Origin of the sequence: Streptomyces sp. NPDC002935 (genome assembly GCF_040611295.1) — a bacterium.
In the GTDB taxonomy this organism is placed as follows: domain Bacteria; phylum Actinomycetota; class Actinomycetes; order Streptomycetales; family Streptomycetaceae; genus Streptomyces.
In genome coordinates, this window is record NZ_JBEXNW010000007.1 from 139,953 (window position 1) to 159,628 (window position 19,676).

Consider the following 19,676-nt stretch of genomic DNA (forward strand, 5'->3'; position numbering starts at 1 on the left):
ATGCCTACGCCCGACCAGTCTGTGTGCATCTTGAAGACGAAAGTTTCCACTTGTGAGTGAGACAACGCATGACGGCGGAGTCGCGGTGAGCGACCGACCGTCGCCCGATGACGGGCTTTCCGCGGCCGAACTGGCCGCCAAGTACGGGCTCGCGGTCAGCGGTGCCCGGCCCGGGCTCGCCGAGTACGTTCGTCAGCTCTGGGGCCGGCGGCACTTCATCCTCGCCTTCTCACAGGCCAAGCTCACCGCCCAGTACAGCCAGGCCAAGCTGGGCCAGCTGTGGCAGGTGGCGACGCCGCTGCTGAACGCGTTCGTCTACTACCTGATCTTCGGCCTGATCCTGAAGGCCAACCGCGGTATGTCGCACGACGTGTACATCCCGTTCCTGGTGACCGGCGTCTTCGTCTTCACCTTCACGCAGAGCTCGATCATGGCGGGTGTCCGGGCGATCTCGGGCAACCTCGGTCTGGTGCGCGCGCTGCACTTCCCGCGCGCCTCGCTGCCGATCTCGTTCGCGCTCCAGCAGCTTCAGCAGCTGCTGTTCTCGATGATCGTGCTGTTCATCGTGGTGATCGCCTTCGGCAGTTACCCGGGCCTGTCCTGGCTGCTGATCATCCCCGTGCTGTGCCTGCAGTTCCTCTTCAACACGGGCCTCGCGCTGATCGTGGCGCGGATGGGCGCCAAGACGCCGGACCTCGCCCAGCTGATGCCGTTCATCCTGCGCACCTGGATGTACGCCTCCGGCGTCATGTTCTCCATCAGCACCATGCTCGCCGGCCGCCCCGAATGGATCGCCCGCGCGCTCCAGGCGAACCCTGCCGCCGTCTACATGGACCTGATGCGCTTCGCGCTCATCGACGGCTACGGCTCCTCCAACCTGCCGCCGCACGTGTGGGCCATCGCCGTCTTCTGGGCCGTGGTCATCTCCGTCGGCGGGTTCGTGTACTTCTGGAAGGCTGAAGAGAGGTACGGCCGTGGCTGAGCTCGAGAAGAGGTCGCACATCCCGACCGTCATCGCGGACGAACTGCACATCGTCTACCGCGTGAACGGCGCCAAGACCGGCAAGGGCAGCGCCACCTCCGCCCTCAGCCGCATCCTCAAGCGCGGCGAGGAGCGCGGTGTGCGCAAGGTGCACGCCGTCAAGGGCGTCTCCTTCACCGCGTACCGGGGCGAGGCCATCGGCCTCATCGGTTCGAACGGCTCCGGCAAGTCCACCCTCCTGCGGGCCATCGCCGGCCTGCTCCCGGCGGAGAAGGGCAAGGTCTTCACCGACGGCCAGCCCTCGCTGCTCGGCGTGAACGCGGCCCTGATGAACGACCTGACGGGCGAGCGGAACGTCATATTGGGCGGGCTCGCGATGGGCATGTCCCGCGAGCAGATCAGGGAGCGCTACGAGGGCATCGTCGAGTTCTCCGGGATCAACGACAAGGGCGACTTCATCACCCTGCCGATGCGGACCTACTCGTCCGGCATGGCGGCCCGGCTGCGGTTCTCCATCGCGGCGGCCAAGGACCACGACGTCCTGATGATCGACGAGGCCCTCGCGACCGGCGACCGCTCCTTCCAGAAGCGGTCCGAGGCCCGCATCCGCGAGCTGCGCAAGAGCGCGGGCACGGTGTTTCTGGTCAGTCACAACAACAAGTCGATCCGCGACACCTGCGACCGCGTGCTGTGGCTGGAGCGCGGTGAACTGCGCATGGACGGGCTGACCGAGGACGTCCTCAAGGAGTACGAGAAGTTCACGGGCAAGTAGCCCGTTTCGCCCAGGGCCCCGCCGGAACTCTTCGGCGGGGCCCTGCGTCTGCCATGGAAACGCCAACTCCCGTCGGCACGAGGAATCTTGACGCCAATCGGTGTGTTGTTGTGATGTGCAGGACACCCCGACGGTCTGTGCCGCGTTGTACAACGTAAGCTGTACCGGTGCTGAATCGCGGCAAGTAGGGCGATAATACGCGACACCCGGCACCGTCGCGCTGTACGGATCTCCGGGCGGCGTGTCCGAAAAGGGCAGTGTTGGGTCGGCAGTGTAGAACGGGAGATGTGACGGCAATGGCTACGGTGACTCTCCAGCTCCGCGATGCGTGTGCCGTCCTCGTCGCGCCGGGCGGCGAGCGGTGACCGAAGCCGGGACGGCCCGCACCGGCGATCCGGCGCGCGGCACCCTCGACAAAGCCGCGGACGAGAACTTTCCCGTGGCCCCGTTCTTCCTGCCCAGGGCCTGGCGCGACGATCTGATGGCGGTGTACGGCTTCGCCCGCCTCGTCGACGACATCGGTGACGGCGACCTCGCCCCCGGTGGCGCCGACGCCCGCCTGCTCGGCGTGTCGGATACGGAGGCCGACGACCGTCCGGTCCTCCTCGACGCCCTCGAAGCCGATCTTCACCGGGTGTTCGACTCGACCCCGCGCCACCCCCTGCTGCGCCGGCTCCAGCCCACGGTCCGCCGCGCGGGCCTCACCCCCGAGCCCTTTCTCGGTCTGATCGCGGCCAACCGTCAGGACCAGCTTGTCCAGCGGTACGAGACCTACGACGATCTGCTCGCCTACTGCGAGCTGTCCGCGAACCCCGTCGGCCGCCTGGTCCTCGCCGTCACCGGAACCTCCACGCCCGAGCGGGTCCGCCACTCCGACGCGGTGTGCACGGCGCTGCAGATCGTCGAACACCTCCAGGACGTCGCCGAGGACCTCGGCCGCGACCGCGTCTACCTGCCCGCCGAGGACATGAAGCGCTTTCATGTCGTCGAAGCGGATCTTGCCGTCCCCACAGCAGGCGCATCGGTGCGAGCACTGGTTGCATACGAAGCAGAACGCGCCTTGAACCTCCTGAATGAAGGCACCCCCCTCGTGGGTAGCGTCCACGGCAGGCTGAAACTGCTGCTCGCGGGGTTCGTTGCGGGGGGAAGGGCGGCAATCCGTGCGATTGCCGCCGCCGAATACGACGTACTTCCCGGCCCGCCCAAGCCCGGCAAGCTCCAGTTGCTGCGCGAGGTGGGAGTGACTCTGCGAGGAGAGGGGTGATCCGGACCGTGGAGTCGGAACAGCACGTGTCCGCACCGGTACTCGCCGCGTACAGCTACTGCGAGGCGGTGACCGGTCAGCAGGCCCGTAATTTCGCGTACGGCATCAGACTGCTGCCGACGCCCAAGCGTCGTGCGATGTCGGCGCTCTACGCGTTCTCGCGGCGTGTCGACGACATCGGCGACGGCACGCTGGCACCGGACGTGAAGGCGGTCCGCCTCGAGGAGACCCGGGCGCTGCTCGCCCGCGTCCGCGCGGGCGACGTCGCCGAGGACGACACCGACCCGGTCGCGGTCGCCCTCAGCCACACCGCCGAGTACTTCCCGGTCCCCCTCGGGGGTCTGGACGAACTCATCGACGGTGTGCTGATGGACGTACACGGTGAGACGTACGAGACCTGGGACGATCTGAAGGTCTACTGCCGGTGCGTGGCCGGGGCGATCGGGCGGCTCTCGCTCGGGGTCTTCGGCACCGAACCGGGGGCGCGTGGCGCCGAGCGCGCGCCGGAGTACGCCGACACACTCGGGCTCGCGCTCCAGCTCACCAACATTCTCCGGGATGTCCGGGAGGACGCCGAGGGCGGGCGCACCTATCTGCCCGCCGACGACCTGGCCAAGTTCGGCTGCTCGGCCGGGTTCAACGGGTCGACTCCACCGCCCGGCTCCGACTTCGCGGGCCTCGTGCACTTCGAGGTGCGCCGGGCCCGTGCGCTCTTCGCCGAGGGCTACCGGCTGCTGCCGATGCTGGACCGGCGCAGTGGCGCCTGTGTCGCGGCCATGGCGGGCATCTACCGGCGTCTCCTCGACCGCATCGAGCGTGAGCCGGAGGCGGTGCTGCGCGGCAGGGTGTCGCTGCCGGGGCGCGAGAAGGCGTACGTCGCCGTCCGTGGCCTCTCCGGTCTCGACGCCCGGCACGTCTCCCGCCGTACGGTCCGGAGGCGCGTCTGATGGACAATATGGGCCAAAGTGATTCCGCCGGAGAAAAGCGGCACGCAACCCTCCGGAGCCGGGCGGCGTCCCTGACTGCAACGGCCTGCCGTGCACCGTTCAATCATCACGGCGCGGCCGCAGGGGAGGGTGCGTGATGAGCGAGGTCGAGTCCATGGACGACTCCGGCCGGGCCACTGCCGTGGTGATCGGCGGCGGGCTCGCCGGGATCACCGCCGCGCTCGCGCTGGCCGACGCCGGGCTGCGGGTGACGCTGCTCGAAGGCCGGCCGCGTCTCGGCGGTCTCGCGTTCTCCTTCCAGCGCGGCGAGCTGACCGTGGACAACGGGCAGCATGTCTTTCTGCGCTGCTGCACCGCCTACCGCTGGTTCCTCGACCGCGTCGACGGAGCCTCGCTCGCGCCACTGCAGGATCGTCTCGACGTGCCCGTTCTTGACGTGGAGGCGGCCCCGGGACGACGGCTCGGCAGGATCGGCCGCAGCGCGCTGCCCGTGCCGCTGCATCTTGCGCGCAGCCTCGCGACGTATCAGCATCTGTCGCTCGCCGAGCGTGCCAAGGTCGGCCGTGCCGCGCTCGCGCTCAAGGGCCTGGATCTCACCGATCCGGCACTCGACGCGCAGAACTTCGGCGACTGGCTCGCCGGGCACGGTCAGTCGGAACGTGCCGTCGAAGCACTGTGGGACCTCGTGGGGGTCGCCACCCTCAACGCGGTGGCCCAGGACTCCTCGCTCGGGCTCGCCGCGATGGTGTTCAAGACGGGTCTGCTGTCCGACCCGGGCGCGGCCGACATCGGCTGGGCGCGCGTCCCGCTGGGCGAACTGCACGACACCCTCGCCCGCAAGGCGCTCGACTCCGCGGGCGTGCGTACCGAGATCCGTACACGAGTCACCTCCATCTCCCCTTACGAAAACGGACGTTGGGGCGTTCAGGTTCCCGGCGAGCGCATCGAGGCCGACACGGTCGTGCTGGCCGTACCCCAGCGCGAGGCCCACGATCTTCTGCCGGAGGGGGCACTCGACGCCCCCGAACGGCTCCTGGAGATCGGCACCGCGCCGATCCTCAACATCCACGTCGTCTACGACCGGAAGGTCCTCACCGCGCCGTTCTTCGCGGCGCTCGGCTCCCCGGTGCAGTGGGTCTTCGACCGCACCGAGGCGTCCGGGCTCCGGGAGGGCCAGTACCTCGCGCTGTCGCAGTCGGCCGCGCAGGACGAGATCGACGAGCCCGTTTCCGTGCTGCGGGAGCGGTACGTGCCGGAGCTGGAGCGGCTGCTGCCCGGTGCGCGCGGCGCCGGGGTGAAGGATTTCTTCGTGACCCGGGAGCGCACCGCGACGTTCGCCCCCGCCCCGGGGGTCGGGCGGCTGCGGCCCGGCGCCCGTACCAAGGCCCCCGGCCTGTACCTGGCCGGAGCGTGGACCGCCACAGGGTGGCCCGCGACCATGGAGAGTGCGGTTCGCAGTGGAGTCGGTGCGGCGGGAGCCGCGCTGAACGCCCTGGGCCGGCCCCGCGACCACCTCCTCGGACTCTTCGAGGAGGCGGCATGACGCTCGACCGGAGCCTGGCAGGCCCCCGCACCCCCGGTACCGCAACAAGAGGAGAGATTGTGCCCACTGTGCCCCCGGCCGAAGCGGCTGCCGAGGCGGTGGACGTGACCGCGCTCCTGGAGCGCGGCCGGACCCTGGCCACACCGGTGCTGAAGGCGGCCGTCGACCGTCTGGCGGCACCCATGGACACCGTCGCCGCCTACCACTTCGGCTGGATCGACGCCGAGGGCAACCCGGCGGACGGCGACGGCGGCAAGGCGGTGCGCCCCGCGCTCGCCGTGCTCTCCGCGCAGGCCGCCGGCGCCGAGCCCGAGGTGGGCGTCCCCGGCGCGGTCGCGGTCGAGCTGGTGCACAACTTCTCGCTGCTGCACGACGACCTGATGGACGGCGACGAGCAGCGCCGCCACCGTGACACCGTCTGGAAGGTGCACGGCCCCGCCCAGGCCATCCTGGTCGGCGACGCCCTGTTCGCGCTGGCCAACGAGGTCCTCCTGGAGCTCGGCACCGTCGAGGCCGGCCGCGCCACCCGGCGCCTGACCACCGCCACCCGGGCCCTCATCGACGGCCAGGCCCAGGACATCTCCTACGAGCACCGCGACCGCGTCAGCGTCGAGGAGTGCCTGGAGATGGAGGGCAACAAGACCGGCGCCCTCCTCGCCTGCGCCTGCTCCATCGGAGCCGTCCTCGGCGGCGCCGACGACCTCACCGCCGACACGCTGGAACGGTACGGCTACCACCTCGGTCTCGCCTTCCAGGCCGTCGACGACCTCCTCGGCATCTGGGGCGACCCCGAGGCCACCGGAAAGCAGACCTGGAGCGATCTGCGCCAGCGCAAGAAGTCCCTGCCGGTCGTGGCCGCGCTCGCCGCGGGCGGTCCCGCCTCCGAGCGGCTCGGCGACCTGCTCGCCGAGGACGCCAAGGCCAGCGACTTCGAGAACTTCTCCGAGGAGGAGTTCGCCGTGCGCGCCGCGCTCATCGAGGAGGCGGGCGGCCGCGAGTGGACCGCCCAGGAGGCACGCAGGCAGCACGCGATCGCCATTGAGGCGCTGGACGCCGTCCCGATGCCCGAGCAGGTACGGGCCCAGCTCGTGGCGCTCGCCGACTTCGTCGTCGTACGGAAGAGATGATCGTTATCGGTCGAATAAACCTCGCGTAGTCGCCGGCCGGTGCCCCGAGCTTCGAACCTCGTTCGAGCAGGGGGGATTCCCATCCGAACGAACGCACCGGCCGACGGCGGACCCACAGCAGAGACACACCACTGCACGAAGGGGAAGCCATGACAGCGACGACCGACGGAAGCACCGGGGCACTGCAGCCCCGCGCTGCCTCGGCCAGCGAAACCCAGCACGAGACGACGCCCGAGGCGGCCGGGACAGTCGAGACCCGAGACGCCGCCACGCGCGCCATGGAGCGCGCCACGGACTTCCTGCTCGCGCGGCAGGACGCCCAGGGCTGGTGGAAGGGCGACCTCGAGACGAACGTCACCATGGACGCCGAGGACCTGCTTCTCCGCCAGTTCCTGGGTATCCGCGACGAGCCGACCACCCGCGGCGCCGCGGTGTTCATCCGCGGCGAGCAGCGCGAGGACGGCACCTGGGCCTCGTTCTACGGCGGCCCGGGCGAGATCTCCACCACCATCGAGGCGTATGTCGCCCTGCGGCTGGCCGGGGACGCCCCGGACGAACCGCACATGGCGAAGGCGTCCGCGTGGATCCGCGAGCGCGGCGGTATGGCCGCGGCCCGTGTCTTCACCCGGATCTGGCTCGCCCTCTTCGGCTGGTGGAAGTGGGACGACCTGCCCGAACTGCCGCCGGAACTCATCTACTTCCCGAAGTGGATGCCGCTCAACATCTACGACTTCGGCTGCTGGGCGCGGCAGACGATCGTGCCGCTCACCGTCGTCTCGGCGAAGCGTCCGGTGCGGCCCGCGCCGTTCCCGCTCGACGAACTGCACGCCGACGCCCGTAACCCCAACCCCGTCAAGCCCCTCGCCCCCGTGGCCAGTTGGGACGGCGCCTTCCAGCGGCTCGACAAGGCGCTGCACCAGTACCGCAAGGTCGCACCGCGCGCCCTGCGCAGGGCGGCGATGAACACGGCGGCCCGCTGGATCATCGAGAGACAGGAGAACGACGGCTGCTGGGGAGGCATCCAGCCGCCCGCCGTCTACTCGGTCATCGCCCTGCATCTGCTCGGCTACGACCTCGAACACCCGGTGATGCGCGCGGGGTTGGCCTCGCTGGACCGTTTCGCGGTGTGGCGTGAGGACGGTGCCCGGATGATCGAGGCGTGCCAGTCACCGGTGTGGGACACCTGCCTGGCGGCCATCGCGCTGGCCGACGCCGGAGTGCCGGCCGACCACCCGCAGCTCGTCAAGGCCGCGGACTGGATGCTCGGGGAGGAGATCGTCCGGCCCGGCGACTGGTCGGTCAAGCGTCCCCAACTGCCGCCGGGAGGCTGGGCGTTCGAGTTCCACAACGACAACTACCCCGACATCGACGACACCGCCGAGGTCGTCCTCGCGCTGCGCCGCGTCCGGCACCACGACCCGGACCGCGTCGAGAACGCCATCGGACGCGGGGTCCGCTGGAATCTCGGCATGCAGTCCAAGGACGGCGGCTGGGGCGCGTTCGACGTCGACAACACCAGCGCCTTCCCCAACCGGCTGCCGTTCTGCGACTTCGGGGAGGTGATCGACCCGCCCTCGGCGGACGTCACCGCGCACGTGGTGGAGATGCTGGCGGTCGAGGGGCTCGCGCACGATCCGCGGACCCGTCGGGGCATCGCGTGGCTGCTCGCCAACCAGGAGCCGAACGGGTCCTGGTTCGGGCGCTGGGGCGTCAACTACGTCTACGGAACAGGGTCGGTGGTTCCGGCCCTCACCGCGGCGGGGCTGCCGGGCTCGCACCCCGCGATCCGCCGGGCCGTGGCCTGGCTGGAGACCGTGCAGAACGAGGACGGCGGCTGGGGCGAGGATCTGCGCTCCTACGACGACGCCGGGTGGAGCGGGCGCGGCGCCTCTACCGCCTCCCAGACCGGCTGGGCGCTGCTCGCCCTGCTGGCCGCGGGGGAGCGGGACTCCAAGGCCGTGGAGCGCGGGGTCGTCTGGCTCGCGGAGACCCAGCTGTCCGACGGCTCCTGGGACGAGCCGTACTTCACGGGGACCGGCTTCCCGTGGGACTTCTCGATCAACTACCACCTCTACCGGCAGGTCTTCCCGCTCACCGCGCTCGGTCGCTATGTCCACGGAGAGCCCTTCCCCGCGGCCGAGGGGGGCTGATGGACAGGCAGCCCGCACCGGCCCCGCTGCTGATCGCCTGCGCGCTCGGCATCGAGCACCTCGCCCTGCGCAGCGGCGACCGGAGCGGCGCCGGCGGGCCGGTCACCGTGCTGCGTACGGGCATGGGGCCCAAGGCCGCCGACCGGTCGGTCACCCGGGTGCTCGCCGACCCGGCGCTGTCCGCGGCGGCCGTACTGGCCACCGGCTTCTGCGCGGGGCTCGCCCCGGGCATGCACCCCGGTGACCTGGTCGTCGCCGAGGAGACCCGGGACCCGAGCGGCACCACGCCGTGTGTGGGCACCGACCTCCTGGTCAAGGAACTCGTGCGCGCCGTCCCCGGCCGCACGGTGCACACGGGGCCGCTCACCGGCTCCGATCACGTCGTCCGCGGTCACGAGCGCTCCGATCTGCTCGCGACCGGAGCCATCGCCGTCGACATGGAGTCCGCGGCCACTCTGCTCGGCGCGGTCCGCTCGGGTCCGCGTCCCGTTGCGGCCGTACGGGTGGTCGTGGATGCTCCAGAACATGAACTCGTCCGGATTGGCACGGTCCGCGGTGGAATATCAGCTTTCCGCGTTCTTCGTGCCGTGCTTCCCGCTTTCTTTGAATGGCACCGTTCTTTGTTGCTCCCTCGGAGGTGAGCCGTATGGCCATGCCGCTTCGGCAGTCCATGAAGGTCGCTGCGTACCTGTTTGAACAGAAGCTCAGGAAGCGGGACAAGTTCGCCCTGCTCGTCGAGTTGGAACCGCTCTTCGCGTGCAACCTCGCATGCGAGGGCTGTGGAAAGATCCAGCACCCCGCGGGTGTGCTCAAGCAGCGCATGCCCGTGGCCCAGGCCGTGGGAGCGGTCCTCGAATCCGGTGCGCCGATGGTGTCCATCGCCGGCGGCGAGCCGCTGATGCACCCTCAGATCGATGAGATCGTGCGGCAGTTGGTGGCCAGGAAGAAGTTCGTCTTCCTCTGCACCAACGCGATGCTGATGCGCAAGAAGATGGACAAGTTCAAGCCCTCGCCCTACTTCGCCTGGGCCGTGCACATCGACGGGCTGCGCGAGCGGCACGACGAGTCCGTCGCCAAGGAAGGCGTCTTCGACGAGGCGGTCGAGGCCATCAAGGAGGCCAAGCGCCGCGGCTTCCGCGTCACCACCAACTCGACCTTCTTCAACACCGACACCCCGCAGACCATCATCGAGGTGCTCAACTACCTCAACGACGACCTGAAGGTCGACGAGATGATGCTCTCGCCCGCCTACGCCTACGAGAAGGCCCCCGACCAGGAGCACTTCCTCGGCGTCCAGCAGACCCGGGAACTGTTCAAGAAGGCCTTCGCGGGCGGCAACCGGCGCCGCTGGCGGCTCAACCAGAGCCCGCTCTTCCTGGACTTCCTGGAAGGCAAGGTCGACTTCCCGTGCACCGCGTGGGCGATCCCGAGCTACTCGCTCTTCGGCTGGCAGAAGCCCTGCTACCTGATGAGCGACGGGTACGTGCAGACGTACAAGCAGCTCCTGGAGGAGACCGACTGGGACTCCTACGGCCGCGGCAAGGACGACCGGTGTGCCAACTGCATGGCGCACTGCGGCTACGAGCCGACAGCGGTCCTCGCGACCATGGGCTCCCTCAAGGAGTCGATCCGGGCGGCCCGCGAGACCTTCACGGAAAGCCGCGGGTGACGTCATGACCGCCGTTTCCCTGGGCCTCCCGGAGCTACCGGTCCGGCCGATCGCGGAGCGCCGTGTCTCACGGCGCATCCAGGTCGGACCGGTGGCGGTCGGGGGCGGGGCGCCCGTGTCGGTGCAGTCGATGACCACGACCCGTACGTCCGACGTCGGTGCCACCCTCCAGCAGATCGCGGAACTGACCGCGTCCGGCTGCCAGATCGTCCGCGTCGCCTGCCCCACGCAGGACGACGCGGACGCGCTCGCCACCATCGCCCGCAAGTCGCAGATCCCGGTGATCGCGGACATCCACTTCCAGCCGAAGTACGTGTTCGCGGCGATCGAGGCGGGCTGCGCGGCGGTGCGGGTGAACCCCGGCAACATCAAGCAGTTCGACGACAAGGTCAAGGAGATCGCGCGGGCCGCGAACGACGCCGGGATCCCGATCCGTATCGGGGTGAACGCCGGCTCGCTCGACCGGCGACTGCTGGAGAAGTACGGGAAGGCGACGCCCGAGGCGCTCGTGGAGTCGGCGCTGTGGGAGGCGTCGCTGTTCGAGGAGCACGGGTTCCGGGACATCAAGATCTCGGTGAAGCACAACGACCCGGTCGTCATGGTCAACGCCTACCGGCAGCTGGCCGCTCAGTGCGACTACCCGCTGCACCTCGGCGTGACCGAGGCCGGTCCGGCCTTCCAGGGGACCATCAAGTCGGCCGTGGCGTTCGGCGCGCTGCTCAGCGAGGGCATCGGGGACACCATCAGGGTCTCCCTGAGCGCGCCGCCCGCCGAGGAGTGCAAGGTCGGCATCCAGATCCTGGAGTCGCTGGGGCTGCGGCAGCGGCGCCTGGAGATCGTCTCCTGCCCGTCCTGCGGGCGCGCCCAGGTCGACGTGTACAAGCTGGCCGACGAGGTCACGGCCGGTCTGGAGGGGATGGAGGTCCCGTTGCGCGTCGCGGTCATGGGCTGCGTCGTCAACGGTCCCGGCGAGGCACGGGAGGCGGACCTGGGAGTCGCCTCCGGCAACGGCAAGGGGCAGATCTTCGTCAAGGGCGAGGTCATCAAGACCGTCCCCGAGTCGAAGATCGTCGAGACCCTCATCGACGAGGCGATGAAGATCGCCGCGCAGATGGAGAACGACGGCGTCGCGTCCGGAGAACCGGCCGTCACCGTGAGCTGATCAGCACGGACCGAGAGGGGGCCCGACGTGACGATTCTGGAGAACATCCGGGGACCACGCGACCTGAAGGCGATGTCCGAGGCGGAAATCGGTGAACTGGCCGAAGAGGTGAGGGAGTTCCTGGTGCACGCGGTCGCCAGGACCGGAGGTCACCTCGGACCCAATCTGGGAGTGGTGGAACTGTCCATCGCCCTCCACCGGGTCTTCGAGTCGCCCGTCGACCGCATCCTGTGGGACACCGGCCATCAGAGCTACGTACACAAATTGCTGACAGGCCGTCAGGACTTCTCCAAGCTGCGCGGCAAGGGCGGCCTGTCCGGCTATCCCTCGCGCGAGGAGTCCGAGCACGACGTCATCGAGAACAGCCACGCCTCCACGGCGCTCGGCTGGGCGGACGGGCTCGCCAAGGCCCGCCAGGTGCAGGGCGAGAAGGGCCACGTCGTCGCGGTCATCGGCGACGGCGCGCTGACCGGCGGCATGGCGTGGGAGGCGCTGAACAACATCGCCGCCGCCAAGGACCGGCCGCTGATCATCGTCGTCAACGACAACGAACGCTCGTACGCGCCGACCATAGGCGGCCTCGCGAACCACCTCGCGACCCTGCGGACGACCGACAGCTACGAGCAGATCCTCGCCTGGGGCAAGGACGTCCTGCTGCGCACCCCGCTCGTCGGCAGCACGATCTACGAGTCGCTGCACGGCGCGAAGAAGGGCTTCAAGGACGCGTTCGCGCCGCAGGGCATGTTCGAGGACCTCGGGCTCAAGTACGTCGGCCCGATCGACGGCCACGACGTGGGGGCCGTGGAGTCCGCGCTGCGCCGGGCGAAACGCTTCCACGGGCCCGTGCTCATTCACTGTCTGACGGAGAAGGGCCGCGGCTACGAGCCCGCGCTCGCGCACGAGGAGGACCACTTCCACACCGTCGGGGTGATGGACCCGCTCACCTGCGAGCCGCTCGCCCCGTCCAACGGCCCTTCCTGGACCTCGGTGTTCGGCGAGGAGATCGTCAGGATCGGCGAGGAGCGCGCGGACGTCGTGGCCATCACGGCGGCCATGCTGCATCCGGTGGGGCTCGGGAAGTTCGCCGAGCGGTTCCCCGACCGGGTGTGGGACGTCGGTATCGCCGAGCAGCACGCCACCGTGTCCGCGGCCGGACTCGCGACCGGCGGTCTGCATCCCGTCGTCGCCGTCTACGCGACCTTCCTCAACCGCGCCTTCGACCAGCTCCTCATGGATGTCGCGCTGCACCGGTGCGGGGTGACCTTCGTCCTCGACCGGGCCGGGGTCACCGGCGTGGACGGCGCCTCGCACAACGGCATGTGGGACATGTCGATCCTCCAGGTCGTGCCCGGCCTCAGGATCGCCGCACCGCGCGACGCCGACCAGCTCAGGGCCCAGCTGCGGGAGGCGGTCGCCGTCGACGACGCGCCGACCCTGATCCGCTTCCCGAAGGAGTCGGTCGGTCCGGCGATCCCCGCCGTGGACCACGTGGGCGGGCTCGACGTCCTGCACCGGGGCGAGCGCCCCGAGGTGCTGCTCGTCGCTGTGGGCGTCATGGCCCCGGTCTGCCTCCAGACCGCCGACCTCCTGGAGTCCCGCGGCATCGGCTGCACCGTCGTCGACCCGCGCTGGGTCAAGCCCGTCGACCCGGCGCTGCCCCACCTCGCCGCCGAGCACCGGCTCGTCGCCGTAGTCGAGGACAACAGCCGGGCCTCGGGCGTCGGCGCGGCCGTCGCCCTCGCCCTCGGGGACGCCGAAGTCGACGTACCCGTCAGGAGGTTCGGCATCCCGGAGCAGTTCCTCGCACACGCCAAACGGGCCGAGGTACTGGCCGACATCGGGCTCACCCCCGTCGAGATCGCCGGGCGGATCAGCGCGGGCCTGGCCATCAAGGACGAGCGGGCCAAGACCGCGTACGAGCTGTCGAAGGCCGCCGACCAGCCGGCCGAGCACGAGCTGTCCAAGGAGAAACAGGAATGACCGACCCTGCGGAGAAGGGGGAGTTCGACCTCGGCGCGCTCCTCGCCGAGCGCGGAGCCGAGCGCTACGAGCTGCACACGAAGTACCTGAACCACCAGCTCCCGCGCATGCTGCACACCATCGGCTTCGACAAGGTGTACGAGCGGGCCGAAGGCGCGCACTTCTGGGACGCCGACGGCAACGACTACCTGGACATGCTCGCCGGGTTCGGGGTGATGGGCCTCGGCCGCCACCACCCCGTCGTCCGCCGCGCGCTGCACGACGTCCTCGACGCCTCACTCGCCGACCTCACCCGCTTCGACTGCCAGCCGTTGCCGGGCCTGCTCGCGGAGCGACTCCTCACCCACAGCCCCCATCTGGACCGGGTGTTCTTCGGCAACAGCGGTACGGAAGCGGTCGAGACCGCGCTGAAGTTCGCCCGGTACGCCACCGGCAGGCCGCGGATCCTGTACTGCTCGCACGCCTTCCACGGGCTGACCACCGGCTCGCTGTCTGTGAACGGCGAGGACGGCTTCCGGGACGGCTTCGCCCCGCTGCTGCCCGACACGGCCGTCCCGCTCGGCGATCTCGACGCCCTGGCACGGGAGTTGAAGAAGGGCGATGTCGCCGCGCTGATCGTGGAACCCATCCAGGGCAAGGGCGTCCACGAGAGCCCGCCCGGATATCTGCGCGCCGCCCAGGAGTTGCTGCACCGCCACAAGGCACTGCTCATCGCGGACGAGGTGCAGACCGGCCTCGGCCGGACCGGGGACTTCTACGCCTACCAGCACGAGGAGGGTGTCGAACCGGACCTGGTGTGCGTCGCCAAGGCGCTCTCCGGAGGCTATGTGCCGGTCGGTGCGACCCTCGGCAAGGACTGGATCTTCAAGAAGGTCTACTCCTCCATGGACCGGGTTCTCGTGCACTCGGCGAGCTTCGGTTCCAACGCACAGGCCATGGCGGCGGGGCTCGCGGTGCTCTCCGTCATGGAGAACGAACAGATCGTCGCCAACGCGCGGGCCACCGGCGAACAGCTGAAGTCCCGGCTGGCGGCACTGGTCGACCGGTACGAGCTGCTCAGTGACGTACGCGGCCGGGGCCTGATGATCGGCATCGAGTTCGGCCGGCCCACATCGCTCAAGCTGCGCAGCCGCTGGACCATGCTCCAGGCCGCGCGCAAGGGCCTGTTCGCGCAGATGGTCGTCGTCCCGCTGCTCCAGCGGCACCGCATCCTCACCCAGGTCTCCGGCGACCACCTGGAGGTGATCAAGCTGATCCCGCCGCTGGTCATCGACGAGCGGGATGTCGACCGCTTCGTGGAGGCCTTCACCGCGGTGATGGAGGACGCCCACAACGGCGGCGGGCTGATGTGGGACTTCGGGAAGACACTGGTGAAGCAGGCGGTGGCGAACCGCTGAGGCCCGCCCGCCCCGGCGGGACGGCGGAGGAACAGCCGAGTCTTTTGCCTCTGGGGCAAGAAAATTGCCCCAGAGGCAATCATCGGGCTCAATAGAGCCATGAGCCCTGCCGATCCAGGGGCGGTCGACGAGCCGTCCGCCGAACTGCACGCCGTGGCGCCCCGGCTCCGCGCGCTGCGCCGCAGCGCCTCCCTCACCCTGGAGGCCGCCGCCCGCGCCGCGGGACTCTCGCCCGCCCATCTCTCCCGTCTGGAGACCGGGCAGCGCCAGCCCTCACTGCCGATGCTGCTCACGCTGGCCCGCGTCTACAGTACGACGGTCTCCGAACTGCTCGGCGAGACGGTGGCCGACCGTGACGCGATCGTGCGCGCCGCCGACATGGAACCGGCCCCGGCGGGCGGCTGGACCTACTGGCAGGCCGGCGCGGCCGGCCGCGGCATGCAGGCACTGCGCGTGCACGTCCCCTACGGCTCGCAGGGCGACATCGTGCGCGTCCATCCGGGCGAGGAGTGGCTGTACGTCCTCCAGGGGCGGCTCAGGCTGCGCCTCGGGGACGCCGAGCACGTCCTCGCGCCGGGGGACAGCGCCCACTTCGACTCGCTCACCCCGCACCGCATCGCCGCCGCCGAGCGCGACGGAGCCGAGCTCCTCTTCGTACACACCCTGCTGCAGAGCCCCGTCGCCGCGCTGTGCCTCGGCCCGGCGACGGGCCACCCCACCTCGGGAGAGACGTCATGACCGAACCCACAGAACCCCGCCGCCGGTCCATGGAGGACAAGTTCCCGCGCGCCCTGTGGGTGCGGCTGATCATCTACGTCGCCGTCGGCCACCTCTTCGCGGCCTTCATCTACCTGCTCTTCACGCTGGGCGCGCAGAACCAGTAGGACCCGTACAACCAGTAGAACCAGTAGAACCAGTAGAACCAGCAGAAATTCCTGCCCCGGCGGGCGGCTCAGTCCAGCAGCCGCTCGCGCAGGCGCTCCCGCAGCTCCGGCGTCATCCCCAGTCCCTGCCCCAGATAGACGTCGACGCTGCCCCAGGTCTCCTCGATCGTCTCGAAGGCGGCCGTCAGGTACTCCGCGCGCGCGTCGAACAGGGGGCTGAGCAGCTCCATGACCTCGGGGGAGTACGCGGAGGCCGAGGAGCTGTTGCGATGCACCTTGTAGCGGCGGTGCGCGGCGTTCGACTCCAGGTAGTCGGCCACGATCGCCTCGCGCTCGACGCCGAGGGCGAGCAGGGTGATGGCGATGGACAGCCCGGCGCGGTCCTTGCCGGCCGCGCAGTGCATCAGCGCGGGCACGCTGTCCTCGGCCAGCGCACGCAGCACCTGGGAGTGCTCGGCCGTGCGCTCCTTGATGATCGTGCGGTAGGAGCGGATCATCCGGTTCGCGGCCTTGCCGTCGCCGAGGATCGCGTGCAGCTGGTCCAGGTCGCCGTCGCGGACCATCTTCCAGAACTCGCTGCCGTCGGCCGGGTCGGACAGGGGCAGATTCACGTTCCGCACGCCCGGCAGCTCGATGTCCGGGCCCTCCAGCTTCTGATCCGCGGCGTTGCGGAAGTCGAAGATCGTGTGGAGCCCCAGGGAGGCGAGGAACGCGGCGTCCTCCTCCGTGGCGTGCGCGAGGTGGCCGCTGCGGAACAGGTGCCCGTAGCGCACTCGTCGGCCGTCCGCGGTGGGCAGTCCGCCCACGTCGCGGAAGTTGCGCACTCCGCCGAGCTCCGGCTCGGTGGACGGGACCTGCTGCGTCACGGGGGCTCCTCCCATTCGGCCGTCGGCGCCGCCGGGCTGGACTCGGCGTCATTCGTCGGCAGTTGTCTTCGGCTCGCGCTCTCGACGATACGACATGGGTTCCTGAGGCAATGAGTTGTCCACAGGCACCGCCGCCGGGACGGGACGCCGTTGATGATGTTCCCATTTTATGGGTACACGTGTTCGAATTTGATGAAGAGTCGGCCGCTCTCTTCGGCCGCCCTCTCCGGCCGCGCCGGATCGATGGGGTGAATTGCACCGGGATGCGGCATTGCGACGTGCCGACGTGCGTACCGACGCGTGTGCCGATTTATGTGCCGATCCATGCGGAGATCCGGATGTGACGGATATCCGCTCGCGTCGCATCTGGCTGTTCTGTCCGAATTGGCGCCTTCGTTACAACTGGCCCTGGAATGAAGCACCCTGGGCCGAGTCGCGTGAGGAGCGTCATATTCGTGACGATGCGTTGCCGCGCCCCTTTCTCAACCCGCCCGCATTTCAGGGAGGGTTGAGAGTCCGGAAAGATCGTCATTCCACGGAGGGTGACGGCGATTTCCGCATGGATCAAGAAAGGCAAGCGCACAGAAATCGCACATAGTTGTCGACGCGCTCTCATCTCGCTTACGTTCTGCCTCAATCCGGACGGACGCCCAATCCTGCCGCCGCCCGGAATCCGCACACTCACCCGTACACGGCAGGAGCGGGGGACCCACAGGTTCCGTGCCTGGTCCGGTCTCCGGAACAGGCTAGGGGTACAGCCACGCAGCACCGTGGCCGGGCATCTCCAGCCCGCACCCGACAGCTCACCCCGCAGGCGCCGGAGAGGAATTCGTCATGCCCGCGAAGGGTAAGCACCGCCGTCCCAAGTCCCTGCGTTTCACCCGCTCGATCGCCGTGGCCGGAACCGGCGGCGCCGCACTCGCGCTGCCTCTGATGGGAGCCACGGGCGCCCACGCCGCGACCCCGGCCACCGCCGTCACGCAGCATGTCGAGAAGGCCGCGACCGCCGCTCCCGTCGCCGCGAAGAAGACCGCCGCCACGAAGACGTACGCGGTGAGGTCCGGCGACTATCTCTCGAAGATCGCCGACGAGCACAACGTCCGCGGCGGCTGGAAGAAGATCTACTCCGACAACCGCTCCGCCATCGGCAGCGACCCGTCGCTGATCCACCCCGGTCTGAAGCTGTCGCTCGGCAAGAAGGCCGCCGCCACCCACTCGTCCACCCGGACGACGACCCCGGCGGCGAAGGCCGGCAAGGCGGCCACGGCCTCCAATGCGGCCGCCTCCAACACCGCGTCCGCCAGCAGCAGTTCCGGCTACACGCTGCCGGTCGAGGGCGCCACCGTCGGAACCAGCTACAAGGTGGCGGGCAGCATGTGGTCCAGCGGCTACCACACGGGCGTGGACTTCGTGGTCCCGACCGGCACCACGATCAAGTCCATCGCCGCGGGCACCGTCGTCTCCGCGGGCTGGGGCGGCGCCTACGGCAACCAGGTCGTCATCCAGCACGCCGACGGCCGGTACTCCCAGTACGCCCACATGTCCTCCCTGTCCGTCTCGGCGGGGCAGACCGTGACCGAGGGCCAGCAGATCGGCCTTTCCGGCGCGACGGGCAACGTCACCGGACCGCACCTGCACTTCGAGATCCGCACCACCCCGGACTACGGCTCGGACGTCGACCCGGTCGCGTACCTGCGCTCGCACGGTGTCGCCGTCGGCTGACGCCCTGCCCCACTCCGTCGCTTGCCCTGCTCCTGACGGCAGGGCGAACGCCCCCGAAGGCCGGACCCCACGATCCCCGGGGTCCGGCCTTCGGTGTTTCCCGTCCAAGGCGCGCGACCGCTGCGGAGCGATTTCGGCGGTGTTCCCCGGCCGATGCGTCGCGGCTCCGTCAACATCCGTGATCCGAGCTTTATTTCAGAGTTGACCAATACTTGGCGAGTGGCTTATCTCACCGCCCGTCAACCCTTCCTTACGGTCGCGTAGCTCACATCGAAAGGTGAATCATGGGTCGATGTGGCAGACGATTCGAAGAGTGACAACAGATCAGTGATCGGGTCGTACGTGGCGGTGGGGGACAGCTTCACCGAGGGCGTAGGCGACCCTGGGCCCGACGGGGCCTTCGTCGGCTGGGCCGACCGCTTCGCGGTCCTTCTCGCGGACCGGCGACCCGAGGGCGACTTCAACTACACCAATCTCGCCGTGCGCGGCAAACTGCTCGACCAGATCGTCGAGTCCCAGCTCCTGCGGGCCAAGGAACTCGGCCCGGACCTGGTCTCGTTCTGCGCGGGCGGCAACGACATCATCCGGCCCGGTACCGACCCCGACGAGGTCGCGGAGCGCTTCGAGCGCGCGATCGCCGACCTCACCTCCGCCGTCGGCACCGTCCTGGTGACCACCGGCTTCGACACCCGTGGCGTCCCCGTACTCAAGCATCTGCGCGGCAAGATCGCCACGTACAACGGACATGTGCGGGCCATCGCGGACCGCTACGGCTGTCCCGTCCTCGACCTCTGGTCCCTGAAGACGGTCCAGGACCGCCGCGCCTGGGACGGCGACCGCCTGCACCTCTCGCCCGAGGGCCACACCCGGGTGGCGCTCCGTGCCGGACAGGTACTCGGCCTCGATGTGCCCGCCGACCCGGACCAGCCCTGGCCTCCCCTGCCTCCGCGCGGCACGCTCGAGATGCGGCGCGACAACATCCAGTGGGCGCGCGAGTATCTGGTCCCGTGGATCGGACGGCGGCTGCGCGGTGAGTCCTCGGGCGACCATGTGGCGGCCAAGGGGACCCTGTCACCGGACGACATCAAGATGCGCATCGAGTCGGTGGCCTGAGACGGGAGCCCCCCGGACGTGGGCGCCCCGGGCCGTGCGGGTCCGGGCCGGCCCGGACGGCCGGGCGCGGGCGTCCGGGGCGGGCCCGGCTCGACCGG

At 69.6% G+C, this 19,676-nt stretch carries 18 protein-coding genes and 1 riboswitch; of the genes, 17 read left to right on the top strand and 1 reads right to left on the bottom strand.

Going from position 1 to position 19,676, the window contains the following annotated elements; translation table 11 throughout:
* Positions 1-52 precede the first annotated feature (52 nt).
* The 15 genes from ABZX90_RS11795 (at position 53) to ABZX90_RS11865 (ending at position 15,877) form a co-directional block, all read left to right on the top strand.
* The gene (locus ABZX90_RS11795; protein ID WP_351119335.1) at positions 53-982 is read left to right on the top strand and encodes an ABC transporter permease; all 930 of its coding nucleotides are present in this window, start codon (positions 53-55) and stop codon (positions 980-982) included.
* Positions 975-1,754: an ABC transporter ATP-binding protein gene (locus ABZX90_RS11800; protein ID WP_351119337.1), complete on the top strand. Its 780-nt coding sequence runs from the start codon at positions 975-977 to the stop codon at positions 1,752-1,754. Before ABZX90_RS11795 ends, ABZX90_RS11800 begins: the two co-directional genes overlap by 8 nt.
* A gap of 361 nt (positions 1,755-2,115) precedes the next feature.
* Positions 2,116-3,018 (top strand): squalene synthase HpnC, encoded by a 903-nt coding sequence (gene hpnC / locus ABZX90_RS11805; RefSeq protein ID WP_355203868.1) that lies wholly within the window; start codon positions 2,116-2,118, stop codon positions 3,016-3,018.
* On the top strand, positions 3,015-3,965 hold the full coding sequence (gene hpnD / locus ABZX90_RS11810; RefSeq protein ID WP_351119339.1) for a presqualene diphosphate synthase HpnD: 951 nt from the start codon (positions 3,015-3,017) through the stop codon (positions 3,963-3,965). Before hpnC ends, hpnD begins: the two co-directional genes overlap by 4 nt.
* 8 nt (positions 3,966-3,973) lie before the next feature.
* Positions 3,974-4,102 (top strand): DUF6380 family protein, encoded by a 129-nt coding sequence (locus ABZX90_RS11815; RefSeq protein ID WP_351119390.1) that lies wholly within the window; start codon positions 3,974-3,976, stop codon positions 4,100-4,102.
* Positions 4,102-5,508, top strand: a complete 1,407-nt coding sequence (gene hpnE / locus ABZX90_RS11820; RefSeq protein WP_355203872.1) for a hydroxysqualene dehydroxylase HpnE — start codon at positions 4,102-4,104, stop codon at positions 5,506-5,508. The genes ABZX90_RS11815 and hpnE overlap by 1 nt, the downstream gene beginning before the upstream one ends.
* Positions 5,505-6,635 (top strand): polyprenyl synthetase family protein, encoded by a 1,131-nt coding sequence (locus tag ABZX90_RS11825; protein WP_351119341.1) that lies wholly within the window; start codon positions 5,505-5,507, stop codon positions 6,633-6,635. The genes hpnE and ABZX90_RS11825 overlap by 4 nt, the downstream gene beginning before the upstream one ends.
* A gap of 149 nt (positions 6,636-6,784) precedes the next feature.
* Entirely contained in the window at positions 6,785-8,785 is a 2,001-nt protein-coding gene (shc, locus tag ABZX90_RS11830; RefSeq protein WP_355203875.1) for a squalene--hopene cyclase, read from the top strand.
* Positions 8,785-9,426, top strand: coding sequence for a 1-hydroxy-2-methyl-2-butenyl 4-diphosphate reductase (locus tag ABZX90_RS11835; protein ID WP_351119343.1), 642 nt, complete (start codon positions 8,785-8,787; stop codon positions 9,424-9,426). The genes shc and ABZX90_RS11835 overlap by 1 nt, the downstream gene beginning before the upstream one ends.
* Positions 9,427-9,431: 5 nt before the next feature.
* Positions 9,432-10,454 carry an adenosyl-hopene transferase HpnH gene (hpnH, locus tag ABZX90_RS11840; RefSeq protein WP_351119344.1) on the top strand — a complete coding sequence of 341 codons (1,023 nt, stop codon included), beginning with the start codon at positions 9,432-9,434 and terminating at the stop codon, positions 10,452-10,454.
* A 4-nt stretch (positions 10,455-10,458) separates the two neighbouring features.
* The gene (ispG, locus tag ABZX90_RS11845) at positions 10,459-11,616 is read left to right on the top strand and encodes a flavodoxin-dependent (E)-4-hydroxy-3-methylbut-2-enyl-diphosphate synthase (protein WP_351119345.1); all 1,158 of its coding nucleotides are present in this window, start codon (positions 10,459-10,461) and stop codon (positions 11,614-11,616) included.
* Positions 11,617-11,643: 27 nt separating this feature from the next.
* Complete coding sequence (gene dxs, locus ABZX90_RS11850) at positions 11,644-13,596, top strand: 1-deoxy-D-xylulose-5-phosphate synthase (protein WP_355203880.1); 1,953 nt, start codon at positions 11,644-11,646, stop codon at positions 13,594-13,596.
* Entirely contained in the window at positions 13,593-14,993 is a 1,401-nt protein-coding gene (locus ABZX90_RS11855) for an aspartate aminotransferase family protein (RefSeq protein ID WP_351119347.1), read from the top strand. Before dxs ends, ABZX90_RS11855 begins: the two co-directional genes overlap by 4 nt.
* A 99-nt stretch (positions 14,994-15,092) precedes the next feature.
* Complete coding sequence (locus tag ABZX90_RS11860) at positions 15,093-15,731, top strand: XRE family transcriptional regulator (RefSeq protein ID WP_351119349.1); 639 nt, start codon at positions 15,093-15,095, stop codon at positions 15,729-15,731.
* On the top strand, positions 15,728-15,877 hold the full coding sequence (locus tag ABZX90_RS11865) for a DUF6126 family protein (protein WP_351119351.1): 150 nt from the start codon (positions 15,728-15,730) through the stop codon (positions 15,875-15,877). The genes ABZX90_RS11860 and ABZX90_RS11865 overlap by 4 nt, the downstream gene beginning before the upstream one ends.
* Before the next feature lie 68 nt (positions 15,878-15,945).
* Here ABZX90_RS11865 and ABZX90_RS11870 read toward each other — a convergent pair whose 3' ends face one another.
* On the bottom strand, positions 15,946-16,743 hold the full coding sequence (locus tag ABZX90_RS11870) for a tyrosine-protein phosphatase (protein ID WP_351119352.1): 798 nt from the start codon (positions 16,741-16,743) through the stop codon (positions 15,946-15,948).
* Between the two features lie 672 nt (positions 16,744-17,415).
* Positions 17,416-17,573: riboswitch (cyclic di-AMP (ydaO/yuaA leader) on the top strand.
* A 4-nt stretch (positions 17,574-17,577) separates the two neighbouring features.
* Between ABZX90_RS11870 and ABZX90_RS11875 the strand changes: the two genes are divergently transcribed.
* Positions 17,578-18,465 (top strand): LysM peptidoglycan-binding domain-containing M23 family metallopeptidase, encoded by an 888-nt coding sequence (locus ABZX90_RS11875; protein ID WP_351119353.1) that lies wholly within the window; start codon positions 17,578-17,580, stop codon positions 18,463-18,465.
* 327 nt (positions 18,466-18,792) lie between these two features.
* Complete coding sequence (locus tag ABZX90_RS11880; protein ID WP_351119391.1) at positions 18,793-19,578, top strand: SGNH/GDSL hydrolase family protein; 786 nt, start codon at positions 18,793-18,795, stop codon at positions 19,576-19,578.
* Positions 19,579-19,676: the final 98 nt, after the last annotated feature.